Origin of the sequence: Vampirovibrio chlorellavorus, assembly GCF_003149375.1 — a bacterium.
Classification (GTDB): Bacteria; Cyanobacteriota; Vampirovibrionia; order Vampirovibrionales; family Vampirovibrionaceae; genus Vampirovibrio; species Vampirovibrio chlorellavorus_B.
Genome location: NZ_QFWH01000007.1, coordinates 168,335 through 184,210, shown reverse-complemented (window position 1 = coordinate 184,210; position 15,876 = coordinate 168,335). Strand labels below are relative to the sequence as shown.

11 protein-coding genes and 1 pseudogene are annotated in these 15,876 nt (G+C 47.5%); 10 read left to right on the top strand and 2 right to left on the bottom strand.

Going from position 1 to position 15,876, the window contains the following annotated elements; genetic code table 11:
• Window positions 1-99, bottom strand: a pseudogene (locus tag DF283_RS10550) (integrase core domain-containing protein); the annotation flags it as partial.
• Window positions 100-843: 744 nt separating this feature from the next.
• On the opposite strand from DF283_RS10550, the gene DF283_RS10545 reads away from it, so the two are divergent.
• Together DF283_RS10545 and tcmP are read left to right on the top strand one after the other, a co-directional pair.
• Window positions 844-1,782 carry a tyrosine-type recombinase/integrase gene (locus DF283_RS10545; RefSeq protein WP_303674825.1) on the top strand — a complete coding sequence of 313 codons (939 nt, stop codon included), beginning with the start codon at window positions 844-846 and terminating at the stop codon, window positions 1,780-1,782.
• A 181-nt stretch (window positions 1,783-1,963) separates the two neighbouring features.
• Complete coding sequence (gene tcmP / locus DF283_RS10540; protein ID WP_303674824.1) at window positions 1,964-3,184, top strand: three-Cys-motif partner protein TcmP; 1,221 nt, start codon at window positions 1,964-1,966, stop codon at window positions 3,182-3,184.
• Here tcmP and DF283_RS10535 read toward each other — a convergent pair.
• Window positions 3,181-3,975, bottom strand: a complete 795-nt coding sequence (locus DF283_RS10535) for a DUF5131 family protein (RefSeq protein WP_303674823.1) — start codon at window positions 3,973-3,975, stop codon at window positions 3,181-3,183. The two genes, tcmP and DF283_RS10535, sit on opposite strands and share 4 nt — an antisense overlap.
• 240 nt (window positions 3,976-4,215) lie before the next feature.
• Between DF283_RS10535 and DF283_RS10530 the strand changes: the two genes are divergently transcribed.
• The 8 genes from DF283_RS10530 (at window position 4,216) to DF283_RS10495 (ending at window position 15,876) form a co-directional block, all read left to right on the top strand.
• Window positions 4,216-4,767 carry a hypothetical protein gene (locus tag DF283_RS10530; RefSeq protein WP_303674822.1) on the top strand — a complete coding sequence of 184 codons (552 nt, stop codon included), beginning with the start codon at window positions 4,216-4,218 and terminating at the stop codon, window positions 4,765-4,767.
• A 134-nt stretch (window positions 4,768-4,901) separates the two neighbouring features.
• Window positions 4,902-5,279: a LexA family protein gene (locus tag DF283_RS10525; protein WP_303674821.1), complete on the top strand. Its 378-nt coding sequence runs from the start codon at window positions 4,902-4,904 to the stop codon at window positions 5,277-5,279.
• Between the two features lie 5 nt (window positions 5,280-5,284).
• A complete protein-coding gene (locus tag DF283_RS10520; RefSeq protein WP_303674820.1) occupies window positions 5,285-6,589 on the top strand; it encodes a Y-family DNA polymerase in 1,305 nt (434 codons plus the stop codon).
• 208 nt (window positions 6,590-6,797) lie between these two features.
• Window positions 6,798-6,977 (top strand): helix-turn-helix domain-containing protein, encoded by a 180-nt coding sequence (locus tag DF283_RS10515; RefSeq protein ID WP_443083015.1) that lies wholly within the window; start codon window positions 6,798-6,800, stop codon window positions 6,975-6,977.
• On the top strand, window positions 6,974-7,501 hold the full coding sequence (brxF, locus tag DF283_RS10510; RefSeq protein WP_303674817.1) for a BREX-3 system P-loop-containing protein BrxF: 528 nt from the start codon (window positions 6,974-6,976) through the stop codon (window positions 7,499-7,501). The genes DF283_RS10515 and brxF overlap by 4 nt, the downstream gene beginning before the upstream one ends.
• Window positions 7,498-11,235, top strand: a complete 3,738-nt coding sequence (locus tag DF283_RS10505) for a DUF6079 family protein (RefSeq protein WP_303674816.1) — start codon at window positions 7,498-7,500, stop codon at window positions 11,233-11,235. The genes brxF and DF283_RS10505 overlap by 4 nt, the downstream gene beginning before the upstream one ends.
• A gap of 3 nt (window positions 11,236-11,238) precedes the next feature.
• Window positions 11,239-13,956: a DNA methyltransferase gene (locus DF283_RS10500; RefSeq protein ID WP_303674815.1), complete on the top strand. Its 2,718-nt coding sequence runs from the start codon at window positions 11,239-11,241 to the stop codon at window positions 13,954-13,956.
• 3 nt (window positions 13,957-13,959) lie between these two features.
• On the top strand, window positions 13,960-15,876 hold the full coding sequence (locus DF283_RS10495; protein ID WP_303674813.1) for an AAA family ATPase: 1,917 nt from the start codon (window positions 13,960-13,962) through the stop codon (window positions 15,874-15,876).

The window sequence follows — 15,876 nt, the reverse complement described above, 5'->3', positions numbered from 1 at the left end:
CCTGAACCAAGTGGCATTGAGACATTCAGTCCTCAATTTACCGTTAAAACTTTCGCACTTTCCGTTCTGCCAAGGAGAGCCTGGGTCAATGAAAATAGAATCAATGCCTTTCTCTTTCAGGTCTCACCCTTATGACTCAGTTGTTTTGTAAAAGTGAGTAATTCCTAAAAACGATAAAAGCCCCTCGGTGAGGAGCTTTTGTAGACTTTTGGTTTGTAAAAGTGAGTCTTTTTTTTTGGGGGGCTTTTCACTTTACTTAGTGTAGAATTAGTTTAAATGGTGGGCCATCGGTGACTTGAACACCGGACCTCACCCTTATCAGGCGCTCCTCCGCCCTATGAGCCGTTTTTCAGGTTTTATGTCCCTTTTGTTAAAAAATCCGGTCCATAAGCTGAAGTATATACATCCAAAATACCAGTAAACAGTGGGTTTTGTCAACTTTTTGACATGAAATATGGTGACAAACAGGTGTCATGGATTCCCGGGGGGCCTGACATCGATTCCTGGGAACATGGTCCCAGATTTGTTGAGCATGGCCCCCGAAATGGCCTTCCACGCCATGGATTCCAGACGCATTCGGCTCCTGGATAGCTGATTTTCCTGAAATCCTCCTTTTATCATCCATTTTTCCTCATTATGAGGGCATGTAGACGCATGAGGTTGGAGTATGTTCCTGAATGATTTCATCTAGCAGGTTTCCATTCCTCTATTACTAGGAAATGCAAGGATATGCCTCATGGCATGCTCCCAAAGACACACCATCTGGATAATATGGCATGAATAGCCGGCGATTCCCCTTTACTGCCGGCTTTTAGTGTGTTTAGCCTATTTGAAAGGAAGGTCATGATGAGCAGCAGACCCAACCGCGTGTTAAAGGAACTGATTACAGAACTCCTGACGGGCTCCCAAGACGAGGAGATGACCCACCCTGCCCGCTACCCTAACCATGCAGACGCCGTGGAGGACTGGAAGCGGGCGATGGAATGCGGCACGATGACGGGAAAGCCCTTTAGTCCCATCACGGTCGATCATTACGTCTATTACGTAAACGAATACCTGAGCCGGTATCCGGAGGTGAACGGCGATCATCTCAGACAAGCGATGGAAAAGATGCCGGTCAACCAATTCGCCCGCAAGAACAAGTACCACCGGGCCATTGTCAGTTTCGCCAAGTTCCTGATCCGGGAAAACAGCTTGAGCGAATCCTTCCTTGGCAAGGCAAAGGTTCTCAAGCCGAGAAGGCACTTGCCGCCACGGCAGATTTCGGTCAACGAGGAGCAGATCAAGAAGCTTGAGGGTGCCTGCAAGACGGATCTCGACATGTTCATTCTCACCATGCTGGCCAATACGGGCTTAAGAGCCGCCGAGTTCTGCGATTTGAAGGTCAAAGACATCTATCTGGATGAGGGTTTTCTCATCGTGGAGAAAGGCAAAGGCAACAAGCGCAGGAAGATCGGCTTGAACGCTGAGGCAACCAAGGCCCTGAAAGCGCATCTGAGAAAGCATCCCACCAAGAAGGGCGATGACCCTTTGACCTTCGACATTATCGGGCAACCCATCACTCGCTGTGGCGTCCTGACCCGGATGAGCAAGCTCGGCAAAAGAACGGGCATTGAAGTCTCCCCCCATGCCCTGCGGCGGGCTTTTGTCACCATTAACGCCAATAAGGGCCGGTCCTTGGTCATGCTGCAGCTTGCATGCGGACATGCGGACATTACCACAACGCGTTCTTACTGCAAGACGACTGAGGACGAGATGATCAAGGCCATGAAGGACTGGTAGGCTCAGGGATAGAGATATCAAACCGGCAATCGAGGCAACATTGCCTTGGTTGCCGGATTTTTATTGAACTTCTGCCGAGCCTCAGCAGAAACCTAAAAAAATCCTTAAGACTTCAACAATACGACTACTTTTAAGCGTATCATTGATGGATACTGTTGGGTTTCGAGCGAGGTAAGTACACGTGGTATTGAGCGCCGCATCAGAAGGGTTTGTGCTGTCTGATGACTACGAGGGCCGAGAACAAAGCCTTTTCAAGCATTACGTACTCAAGCAATATCTTTGCATCTTGGCAATGAAAACCGGCATGTCCGGTGTTCAGCATCTCAACTACATTGATTGCTTTGCCGGGCCCTGGAAATCGGAAACAGAAAATTTTTCAGACACGTCCCCGAAGATTGCCATTACCGAACTTCTCAACGCCCGGAAGGCATTACAGGAGAGGGGAAAAAATGTCGAAATGCGGTTTACCTTTATCGAGAAGGATAAAGCCGCCTACTCTAACCTGGAAAAGGTGCTAAGCCCCTTCGGAGCCTATGACATTGAATCCCATAATTCCGAGTTTACGAAAACCATCCCGCAGATCCAGGCCTTTATTGACCGGAAATCCGCTAACAACTTTACCTTTTTCTTTATTGACCCTACCGGCTGGACCGGCTTCGCAATGGATGACATCAAGGGCCTTCTACGTTCTAACCGGGGCGAAGTTTTGATCAACCTCATGACCAAGGATATTACTCGCTTCGTCGCTGAAGAATTTACCGAAAACTCTTTCTCTAAACTCTTTGGGCAGGATCGGATAGAACATATCCGATCTCAGGCCAAGACCCTTTCTGGCAGAGAAAGAGAGGATTTCGTAGTTGAGGAATATTGCAACAGTCTACGGGAATTTGCAGGTTACGATTACGTAGCAAGCGCTGTCATCGCAAATCCCGAACAGCAGCGAAATCACTTCCACTTGATCTATGGGACTAGAAACCCTATCGGGCTTGAAAAATTTGGCGAAATTACCGATAAGCTGATGGAACAGCAGAAGGTGGGGCGTGCATTAGTAAAGGATAAGAAAGAGAACCAGGAAATTGATGGGTCTCTCCAGAGTTGCTTATTTTCATCTCTTGAAAGAGCGGAGTTCAATGGAGATGGTGGTTACATCGACGAACTGCGAGGCTATTATCACTCTATCGGGAAAGCAAAGATTCGCGAAAAGCTAGTACAGGCTGGGAGTATCCTCTACGATGATCTATTCGCCTTCGCATTACAGCTCCCAATGATTAGCCATAAAACCCTTAAAGCATTTCTGGCGGAATGGAAAAAGGGCGAAGACTTGGATTATTGCGGCTTTGCAGATGGGCAAAGAGTTCCTAAAATCAGAGAGAACAATAAAGTGCTCTGGCTCCGAAACTAGATAGCGATACGTTCAAACTGCTGGATATACTTTTCTCTGACGGCTTTATCAGTAATGGTAGCCTGAACGCGGATGGGAAATTCATCATAAGTCCTGCCGTTCAATTCGCGGCCAGCCTTGGATTTCTGAACGCCGCCCCACTGTTTGAAGAAAAAGGCAGTTCCGGATTTCTTGCACTGTTTCTGAATCGAAGAGACCCAGGCTTCTTCCATTGGCCGGGCTCCAGGGCCGCTTTCGCCACCTACGATAACCCAGTCAATGTCCACTAAATTGAATTTCCCCAAATCTTCTAACAAGGGTTCGACCGATAGAAAGCGCATGGCAACAGGGCATTTACGCAGCAGTTCTATTCTTGGTAGACCGTGCTTCTTATTTTCAACGCTTACGCCCCACCATATATGCTTTGCTTTTGTAACATCAAAAGGCGCATTGGAAAGCACTTCCAGCATTCGCTCAGGCCGCTTCGTTAAAACCTGGTAGGTATGCCAATTACCTAAAAGCATTACCTCTATTACTTTGTGGATGTACTCGGTAGGTACGTCCTTATGGAAAAGGTCGCTCATTGAATTCACAAAGATCATTTTGGATTTCGGCCATTTAAGGGGCTCTGTCAGCTTGTTCGGAACAAGCCGTAAGTCAAATCCATTCTCATAAGGATGTCCTTTAATCCCACGCCATCTCTCGGCAAAGGTCTCAGCATAGCAGTGCTGACAGCCAGGGCTGATTTTAGTGCAACCCCTTACAGGATTCCAAGTAGAATCTGTCCATTCGATTTTCGAGTTGTCGCTCATTGCTCTATCCTCATTTCCTATTGTAAAGCAAGTCTATCGAGATGTCGCCTGTAGCTTTACGGGTTGTATTGAGGAATTTGGGAGTCGATTCGCTGGCAACATTGAGCTGATTTGCCTTTGTTGCCAGCGGTTCATTTTGGATCGATCAGATGAGCCCTTAACAGTCATACCGACAACCCCTCTTGTGCCTGGCAAAGTAAGCTGGCAAAGGCGCTATAATAAACTAAAGAGGACGATTTCATGTGCGGTGGAATGAAGTATCGGCATACAGACCCGGAAACCGGCGAGATTACGGCTCGCACGGTCTATTTTCCTCGACCGCAAGCACTCATCCCTATCATTGACGAGGACGGAGAAACCCTTGTGCAGTGGGGTAGAAGGGAAACCGATCCGGATTTTCACGACTTTGATGTGCCACATAACGGCTGGGCCAGGCTGGAGAGCCTCGATAAGGAATATTGGCAGCGGTTTGATCCTGCCAAGGTTCTCATCCCGGCGCTTGAGTTTTGCGAGAAGCCAGAAGGTTTTGAACGGTCGGTCTGGTATCCAGCCATGCGCCCGGACACTTTTTTAAAGGGCCTGAAACTAATCCAGCGTGGCAAAACCTTCGTCTATGTCGTGACCCATCCGCCACAAGAGATATTCAGGGATATAGACCGGGTTCCGGTCATCGTAAATGCCGATTTCGAGATTCAAGAACCGATGGAATGCGCCTTTGAAGAGGCTCTGGCACTCCAGGCAAAGCGCCCAAAGCCTAACCCGATTACGCAATTGGGCCTGTTTGATCGCTAATCACTTTTGGGAAAGCGTCCGAAGGGTTAATCAACAGACTCATGCTTGAAATCGAACAAAAGTTCGAGTAATCATGAGTGTATCTCGAACCGGGGCCATATTAACGTAAGAGAGAAGAAGGAGGACACTCAGGAATGGGTGATGCTTTGGCGCGGCCAGATCAACCTGGCGATGATTTCACGCAGGCATTGGCGGATGGGTACCTCAATACCGATCTTAATGCCCGTTTCATTCGCAACAAGCCGACAACATTCCTGTGCCCGGCGCCTGATGACGGGATCGAGGGCATATTTCCGGGCGACACCCTGATTGTGGATCGCTCCCTCAAGCCCCAGCCCGGCAAAGTCATTCTGGCCGATATCGACGGGGAATACTGCTTGCGTCGCCTGGTTCAGGATCGTAACCGCCTGCTTCTTGTGGATGATAAAGGCTATGCCGTCCCCAGAGTCGTGATGAACGCGGACTATTATCATGGGACGGTCACTTTCAACATCCATGCCCAGAGCTGGTAGACCATATGCCTGTTTTTGGCCTGGTGGACGTTAACAGCTTCTTCTGCTCTTGCGAAGAGCTGCTCAACCCCAAGCTCAAAGGCAGGCCGGGCGTTGTTTTGTCCAATAACGACGGGATGGCGGTGGCCAGAAACAAGCTGGCCAAAGCTTTGGGTATTGGTCTGGATCCGTTTCACTTGAACAAAAAACGATGGGACGAGCTGGGAGTCTATTACCGCTCCAGCAATTACCCGTTCTATAACGAGATGACGGGCCGCGTTATGGCGGTCTTGGAGAACTATGCCCCGAAAATCGAAGTCTATTCCTGCGATGAGGCGTTTTTGGACTTGAATGGCATCCCCAATCTCGATGCCCACGCCCGCGAAATCAAGCAAGTCCTCCTGCAATACTGCGGGCTTCCGGTTGGAGTCGGGGTTGCAAGGACCAAAACGCTCGCTAAAATCGCCAACAAGCTTGGCAAGGCCTCCAAAAAGGCGCAGGGGGTTCTGGTACTCACCGATCCCAAATGGATTGATATTGCCCTTGAGAGAACCGATGTGGAAGATGTCTGGGGCGTGGGTAGGCGCTGGGCAGAAAAACTGAGGGGATGCAGGATCCATACGGCCAAAGACCTGCGCGACGCCGATGAGAAAATGATCCTCAAACGCTTTAATGTGGTTTTGACCCGCACCGTGCTGGAGCTGCGAGGCATTTCCTGCTTGCCGCTGCTCTCAGGGCCGCCCATGTCGAAATCTATCCGCTCATCGCTCAGTTTCGGCCATCTGATTGAGGATTATGATGAGTTAAGGCAAGCCATCAGCGCCTATGCAGCGCATTCGGCCCACAAAATGCGGATGGAGGGGCTTGCCTGCACTTCAGTTGCGGTCGGCATCGAGACCAACCCGTTCTTGAGAGACGAACCGCAGTATTTCAACGGGATGAAGCTGCCTCTGCTGTGCCCGACTATCGACACCAGCGAGATTATCAAGATTGCCGTTCTGTGCCTGGAGCAGATATACCGGGAAGGGTATCGCTACAAGCGGGGGGATGTGATGGTGGACGGGTTGATTCCGGCAAGCGAGATGCAATGGAGCTTGCTTGATAGCCATGACCCGCTTGAAACGGAAAGCCTGATGGCTGTCATGGATGTCTTGAATGCACGATATGGCCCTGGCACCTTAAGATATGGGGCAGAAGGGTTCCGAAAAGCCTGGAAAATGAGGCAAAATTACCTTTCCAGCGTGACTGGGCCGGGTATCGGCTCGGAGTATCAACAGACCAAGAAGATAGTCGAATTGGGAACTGCTGTCCAGCTAGTTCGCGCTCTCTAGGGCAACTTAGCCATTCTATTATTCATTAGAACAATTTTCTCGGGACTGATTGCCTTTAATGTGGCTGGTCTTGTCCCCGTGAGGGTATCTTTTGCCCCTCATCTAGAAACCCTGCTATCTTTGCCTTGCCCATTTCTTGATTTTCCGATATTTTCTATCTAGTCCCTGATGAGCGGAAGGAAGTACAGGCTTGGTAGAAAGTGACATTATGACCATCAAGGAACTTTCTGTCTACCTAAAAATGGCGGAAAAAACCCTATACAAGCTGGTGGCAGAAGGTACAGTGCCGGGCTTTAAAGTCGGCGGTTCCTGGCGGTTTCGGCAGTGCGAAATTGATACTTGGATCAAGGCACAGGGAAATCAGCCTGCTAGTAAGAAGATCCCATGACTGATCAAATGCGCGATAAAATACAACAACAAATAAAACAATCTGTGGAAGCTGCCGAAGGTTTATATCACAGATTGGTGTTACTGGTGGGTGAATTCGGTTCCGGTAAGTCTTACGTTCTGCGGAATATAGCGCAGGAGTTCGGAACATCTGTTATCAACATCAATCTGCTCCTTTCAAACGAGCTGTTGGAGTTGACGGCAAAGCAGAGATCACTGCAATTACCAACTGCACTTGATAAAATCATTGATAAAGCTCAAACACCTCTTGTGCTGGACAATCTTGAAATTCTTTTTGATAAAGAGCTCAAGCAGGATCCCCTACGTTTGTTACAGGGCATTTCTAGAAATCGTGTAATAGTGGCTTCGTGGAATGGAATCTTTACTGGTGGCAGGCTTTCGTATGCTGAAAACGGTCATCCAGAGTACCGAATCTACGATTCCGTCGATGTGATGATCGTTTCCATGGATGGTACGGCCACAATCGAATCGACAAAAAACAATACGGAAGTAGGGCAAGCATGAAATACGGAGAGCTGATCCAATTTGACCCCATTGAGTCAGTTGTACAGTTACGAGACGCTGATAAATCGGGTGCCGCGCATCACCTAGTGAATACCTATGTTATTTCCGAAGAGATGGCCGAACGGCTCACGCAGCTTGTCATTCCCCAAATGCAATTTGATCACCCGGTTGACAACAAGGGGCTGCTGGTGGTTGGTAACTACGGTACCGGTAAATCGCACTTAATGTCGGTGGTATCCAGCCTTGCCGCAGATGGCTCCCTGCTGGAAGGACTGAACCACTCCGGTGTCCGCGATGCTGCTTCCCAGATTGCCGGACGATTCAAGGTTATCCGCACCGAGATCGGGGCTACTACCATGTCCCTACGTGACATCTTGGTGGCCGAGTTAGAAGAGAATCTCGAAAAACTCGGCGTGGAATATGTATTCCCCGAAGCCGGGACAATCACCAGCCACAAACGGGCCTTCGAAGACATGATGGCAAAGTTTGGCGAGGCATTCCCCGAGCACGGACTGCTGTTGGTGGTCGATGAGCTGCTTGACTATCTCCGCACCCGCAAGGACCAAGAGCTGATCCTCGATCTCAATTTCCTCCGTGAAGTTGGTGAAGTGTGTAAAGATCTTCGCTTTCGCTTCATGGCCGGTGTCCAAGAGGCTATTTTTGATAGCCCGCGTTTTGCCTTTGTCGCCGATAGCATCCGCCGAGTGAAGGACCGTTTCGAGCAGATACTCATTGTACGCAATGATGTGAAATTCGTGGTTGCCGAGCGTCTACTTAAGAAGACGACCGAACAGCAAGCCAAGATTCGCGACTACCTAATGCCCTTTGCCAAATACTACAGCGGACTGAACGAACGCATAGACGAATTTGTTCGACTCTTCCCAGTGCATCCAGACTATATCGACACCTTCGAACGAGTCACTGTAGTGGAAAAGCGCGAGGTGCTCAAAACGCTGTCTATAGGAATGAAGGGTATTCTCGATAAGAATGTACCGCAGGACGAACCTGGACTGCTCGCTTTCGACAGCTATTGGAACACACTCAAGCAGAACGCTTCCTTCCGCGCCATTCCCGAGATTCGGGCAGTCATAGATTGCAGTCAGGTGTTGGAATCCCGCGTTGAGAATGCTATTACTCGCAAGCAATACAAGCCGATGGCTCTTCGCCTTATACATGCGTTGTCAGTTCACCGCCTAACTACTGGTGATATTTATGCACCTATAGGCGCATCCGCCCAAGAATTGCGCGATCGCCTCTGTCTCTACGATCCGTTGATTGCCGAACTGGGTAGCGACGAACCCGACAAGGATCTGCAGACTCACGTGGAGACAGTCCTGCGTGAGATACACAAAACGGTGAACGGGCAGTTCATTACTTTCAATGCTGACAGCCGCCAGTTCTATCTCGACCTGAAGAAAACCGATGACTTCGATGCCCTGATCGACAAGCGGGCTGAAAGCTTGGGACTGGCTCAGCTCGACCGATTCTATTACGAGGCGCTCAAGCGGGTCATGGAATGCCAGGACGCTACCTACGTTACAGGCTACAAAATCTGGCAACACGAGTTGGTTTGGCAAGAGCACAAGGCCGCTCGTACAGGTTACCTCTTTTTCGGCGCTCCCAACGAGCGTTCCACCGCCGTTCCGCAGCGGGACTTCTACCTGTACTTCATCCAGCCCAACGATCCGCCTCGCTTTAAAGACGACAAGGTTAATGACGAGGTCTTCTTTCGCCTGAAAGATACCGACGAAGAATTCCAGACTGCGCTCAAGGGCTATGCGGCTGCACTTGATCTCGCTGCCACCTCATCAGGTCACGCTAAAGCAACTTATGAATCTAAGGCCAACGGTTTCCTAAAAAAGCTTGTCCAGTGGCTACAGAAACACATGAGCGATGCCTTTGATGTCACCTACCAGGGACGTACCAAGTCCATAACCGAATGGGCTAAAGGCAAATCAATCCGAGAACTGTCCGGTCTGTCACCCCACGAAACCATCAATTTCCGTGACCTGGTCAACACCGTTGCCGGGGTCTGTCTTGCTCCGAACTTCGAGGACCAAGCCCCAGCCTATCCGTGCTTCTCAGTTCTAATTACCGGTAATAACCGTGCACAGGCTGCTCAGGATGCCTTGCGGGGCATCTCTGGTCAGAACAGAACCAAGCAGGCCACCGCCGTGTTGGATGCCTTGGATCTGCTCGACGGCGAGAAGATTGCTCCCTACAATTCGAAATATACCAAGTTTATCCTTGATACCGTGAAGGCTAAGGGCCACGGCCAAGTGGTAAACCGCAGCGAGATTATCATAGACGACCATGGGCTTGAGTACATGAACCCAGGCATCTTCCGTCTGGAGCCAGAATGGGTTACTGTCCTGATAGCGTCATTGGTATATTCTGGAGATATTGTGCTCGCCATCCCTGGTGAGAAATTTGACGCTACCGGGCTGCAAAAACTTGCTGCAACCAGCATAGATGACCTAGTACGTTTTAAACATATTGAACAACCCAAAGAATGGAACCTACCGGCACTCAAAGCGTTGTTCGAAATGCTCGGCATGACGCCAGGTATGGCCCAGCTTGTTACCCAAGGCAAGGACGAGCCGGTGCAGAACCTGCAGCAGGCTGTAACCCAGACAGTTGAGCGTATCGTTGAAACCCAGCAGACCCTACGCAACGGGCTTCATTTCTGGGAACTCGACCTGCTTTTCGGTACCGAACTTGCCAGCCAAACCGGAGGGCTGGATGAGGCTAAGAGCTTTTTTGAATCACTTCAAGCCTATACCTCACCGGGCAAGCTAAAGAATTTCCGGTACAGCGCCCCCGAAGTTCTGGTTCACGAAAAAACCATCAAGATACTCGACAAACTGGACGCCCTACGGAAATTTATTGTAGTTCATGATCCAACTATATCCTGGCTATCCAAAGCCGAGGCAGTGCTTCCCGCAGAGCATAACTGGGTGGATCGCATGAGAGCAATCCGGCAAGATGTTCTGGATGACCTCAAGCAGGTTGACATAAGTAATCTGGTCGTTCTATCTCAAAGTATTAGTACCAAGTTACAAGAACTCAAGAAGGATTATATTATTACGTACAGCGGTCTTCATACTAAGGCCAGGCTTGGTGCCAATGAAGACAAACGTAAAGTGAGCTTACTCAATGATAAACGATTGCAAACGGTACAAAAGCTAGCTGGTATCGACCTGATGCCTAGGCAACAGCTTACTGAGTATCAGAATCGCCTTGCCGGCTTAAAAAGTTGCTTTGCCCTGACCGAACAACATCTTGATAGATCACCTATTTGTCCTCACTGTAATTTCAAGCCTGCCGTGGAAACTTCAGTAGTAGCAGGAACTCAGACAATTGAGCAGTTGGAAGATCAGCTTGATGCACTAGTGGACACTTGGACATCGATTATTCTGAAGAATCTGGATGACCCAACTACCCAAGAAGCCATAAAACTTTTGAAAACTGAAGACCAAGACCTCATTAACACACTTATTAAAACTAAAGAACTTCCTGTTCCCGTGGATAATAACCTTGTTCACTCGTTAAAGGAAGTTCTCTCTGGGCTTGTTAAGGTTCCCGTTAAAGAAAAGGAACTTCATAAAGCGCTTCAGGAAAGTAGCGGTCCTTCCACCCCGCAAGAGCTGAAACAGCGTTTTGATGATTATATTGATACGCTAGTAAAAGGCAAAGATCCCAACAAAGTTAGACTTGTTTTGGAGCAGGAGTAAGTAATGACCGAACAAAAGAAATTGTTCAAAACAGAATTTGTTCCTGCTGCGGAGGGAGAGGGAACCTTGTTTACTGAGCAAGTGGTGATCGATTCAGAACCAGTAACATGCCTTGGCATGACCTTTGAAAATGAAGAAGCCCGCCGCTCCCACTTCACCGAGGAACTGCGCAAGAAGCTGAAGGATCCAGAGTTCCGGAAGATTGAAGGTTTTCCCATCGGAAGCGATGAGGACATTTTGAATCTGAGTGATCCTCCATACTATACTGCCTGCCCAAACCCTTGGATTACAGATTTCATTGCAGAGTGGGAGTCGCAGAAGCCTGAGAAGCCAGAGGGCTACCATTACCACCGCGAACCTTTTGCTGCCGACGTGAGCGAAGGAAAGAACGATACAATTTATAAGCTTCATAGTTACCACACAAAAGTTCCATACAAATCGATAACTCACTTCATTGAACATTTTACTGAGGAAGGGGATATTGTTCTTGATGCCTTTGCCGGCAGCGGAATGACGAGTGTTGCGTCTTCCCTAACAAGAAGAAAATCAATTTCATGTGACTTATCACCTTGTGCTGCATTTGTTTCTAGTAAATATGTGAGCAAGTCACCCATGCGTTCTTTGCCAAGGATATCAGAGCTTATTGATGAGTTAGATGCCAAGTATGAGAAATTTCTCTCAACTCTAGATGAGCAGGGAAAAAAACGAAAGATCAATTTTGTTGTTTGGAGTGATGTATTTATTTGCCCAAATTGCAGCAATGAATTTCCGTTTTGGGAAAATGGTGTAGATCCACAAACAGGAAAAATGCACAAAGAATACCCATGTCCACATTGTCATAACACGATAAACTCATTAACATGCGAAAGGGCGCATGAAACATATTTTGACGATATAGCTGGAAAGCCTGCCCTTCGAATCAAGCGTATTCCAGTATTGATTAATTATATAATTGGAAGCAAAGGTTTTGAGAAGAAACCTGATTCGGAAGACTTGAAAATAATAAGCAGGCCACCAAGTATTCCATCAGGTATAGATTACAAACCATTAGAATTTATAAAGGGAGATATGCACCGTTCCGGATACCATTTCGGTATGGACTATACCCATCATTTTTTTGACAGGAGAGTTTTTGCAATTGCATTAGATTTAAGAAAGCATTTGATAAGTGAATACGGAAATTATGGTCTGTTCGTCTTTACTTCTCTGTTAACCCGCCTTACAAAGATGAATAGGTTTATACCCAAGAAAAACGGTTCAGGGGTTGTTGGGCCGTTTTCTGGAACTTTGTACATGCCACCCCTTCAGGTGGAACGGAATCCTATCCTATACCTTCGAGATAAAGTAAAAACACATAGGTCATGTTCTTATCTTGGTTATCGGGGAGCTATAACTTCAAATCAATCTTCTACAGAACTTTCTAATATTAGTGATAAATCGATAGATTACATTTTCGTAGACCCACCCTTTGGCGCAAATTTAATGTATTCAGAGTTGAATTTCTTATATGAAAGTTGGCTCGGCGTATTTACAAACGATAAACATGAGGCTATTCAGAATCAACACCAAAGTAAAGATTTGTCCGAATATCACAAATTGATGAGTTCCTGCTTTAGAGAAATGTATCGTGTTTTGAAGCCTGGCAGGTGGATGACGATTGAGTTTCACAATTCCAGCAACTCGGTTTGGCAGGCATTGCAGGCGTCTATTTGGGAAGCAGGCTTTGTAATTGCTGATGTTCGTATTCTTGACAAGAAAAAAATAACTATGCTTCAGGGTACACATGCAAATATTGCGAAACAGGACCTTGTAATAAGTGCTTACCGCCCAAATGGAGGGCTTGAAGAGCGTTTCGCACTTGAATCTGGTACAGAGAAAGGTGTTTGGGATTTTGTTAGAACACATCTCATGATTCTTCCAGTATTCGTTGAGCAGAATGGAAAGGCTGTTATGATCAGCGAAAGACAAAACTTCCTTCTTTTCGATAGAATGCTGGCATTTCATGTTCAGCGTGGGGTAACCGTGCCGTTATCCACTTCTGATTTTTATGTTGGCTTGGCAAATCGCTTTGCTGAACGCGATGGGATGTATTTTCTACCTGAACAGATTATTGAATACGATAAAAAACGTATTTCAATAGATTCGTTAGAGCAGCTTGCTTTGTTCGTTTCAGACGAGACTTCTGCAATCCAATGGCTCCGTCAGATACTCAAGGTTAAGCCACAATCGTTCCAAGATATTCATCCTCAATTTTTAAAAGAAATTGGTGGTTGGAACAAAAACGAAAAAAAATTAGAATTATCAACCTTATTGGAACAAAACTTCATAAGGTACGATGGAAAAGAACCTGTACCAGAGCAAATCCATACTTACCTCTCTAGTAACTGGAAAGATTTGCGCAATCTACCAAAAGATTCACCTGCATTGATGGACAAAGCTCGGGATCGTTGGTTTGTACCCGATCCCAATAAAGCGGGTGACTTAGAGCGGCTGCGTGAGAAGGAACTGCTAAAAGAGTTCGAGGAATACAAAGATGCCAAGAAGAAGCTGAAGGTCTTCCGTCTGGAAGCGGTTCGTGCCGGATTCAAGAAAGCCTGGCAAGAGCGTGACTACGCAATCATTGTAAAAGTGGCAGAATTGATCCCCAATAACGTCCTAGAAGAAGATCCCAAGCTACTCATGTGGTACGACCAAGCGGTAACCCGCATGGGAGGGGAATAGAGCATGATTACCAAATGGAAAGTCTTCAACTTTAAATCGATTCGCGAGGAAACCGAACTGGATCTCGGTCCGCTAACGATTTTCGCTGGCGCGAACAGCAGTGGAAAGAGTACATTTATTCAATCGGTTCTGCTTGTTGCACAGACTTTGGCCCACAAAGTCGGATCGCGCTCTGTCGTCTTGAATGGTGCTCTAACGAGTCTGGGTCAGTTTGATGACCTTAAATCTAACGATAGTGAGTCGGACCAAATCACCATCAAATGCACCTGTCGACCTCTAGTTTATCATGAGGCTGCAATACCGAAACAGTCTCAATACACTGCCCGAGGCACTGTTTACTTTGGGCCACGCTCCAATCAGCTTCAGGAAATCGCTTGCGAGATTTCTTTCGATGCCGATCCATCAAGCTCTCAACGTGATCTGTTTCAAATTCAGCCTCGACTTTTTGCTACACAGGTGTCTTGCTTATCCAGAGATGAGGACAATGTCGATCAGAAAGCAGACATTTCAGTTCGTCACACCATCAAAGCTATTTCCGAAATCGAAGGTGTTGATGGTGTAAATGAAATCGACGACCAACTACGTACCAGCTTGACCTACGCCGTTGAACTGGACGAGGGCTCAATGAGCGAGGTGAGGGCCGATGTCCGCTCTGCCAAACTTATTGGCTGCATGCTGAGACACTTCCTTCCCGAGAGGATTATATACTCCATCAATACCATTGAAGAGGATGCAAACTTCATCACTTTGGTACTCCAAGACCTAGGCCGTGGTGCCATGGGATTAGGACGCAGTATGGGAAGGGAGATACTTCTTTCTGAAGAGATACTTGCTGTCTTACGTGAAGTCCTTAAAGACACAATTGAATTTGATCAAACATTCAAGGATAAGTATCGGCAGGGGACACTGTTTGATACTGGGGCCGAAACGCTCACCTTTAGTGAGTGGCATGAACGACTGCGTAGCCTGCCGCGCGTGGACCGATTAAAAGTTCAGCAGACGCTGCGTGAACGTGAAGACCTTTTCGATCTGATCCACACAGCCTTAAAAGCATCAACAGAAGCGAAGCCTGAGTCCCATGCTGTTATCCAAGCCAGACCTCCCCGTTTAATAACAGAAGCCACACGGTATCTGGACAACTTCTTCGCCTCCGCTTTAAAATACCTTGGCCCATTAAGAGATGCTCCCAAGCCGTTGTATCCACTTGCAGCCACTAACGATCCATATGACGTGGGTTTACGTGGAGAACACACAGCTTCTATTCTTGAATTACATAAGAACAGGCAGATCCGGTATATCCCATCTACAAATTTCGAAAACCCTGTCATTGATCGCAAAACGGTAACAAGGACACTTGAAGCAGCAGTTATCGATTGGATGCAATATCTTGGCGTGGCTAGCTCAGTAACAAGCCAGGATAAAGGAAAACTGGGACATGAACTGAAGGTGGCACTTTCCAATTCGGATAATCCACACGACCTTACACATGTGGGTGTAGGCGTTAGTCAAGTGTTGCCGATTCTGGTTATGTGTCTACTGGCAGAAACAGACTCCACACTGGTTTTTGAACAGCCCGAGCTACATTTACACCCTAAGGTTCAGACCCTGTTGGGCGACTTTTTCCTCTCTATGGCCTTATGTAACAAGCAGTGTATTGTTGAGACCCATAGCGAATACTTTATCGATCGTCTCCGTTTCCGGATTGCTGCAGCATCAGCCGGGAAGGAATTAAACAATCTGACTAAGATTTATTTCGTAGAAAAGCCATCGCAGGGTTCATTTTTCCGAGAAGTAGTGATTAATGAGTATGGAGCCATTTTAGACTGGCCGGAAGGATTCTTTGATCAATCTCAACAGCAGGCTGAAGCTATCCTTAATGCTGCGCTAGTCAAAAAGCGCGCAAAGAAAAATAAGGATTAA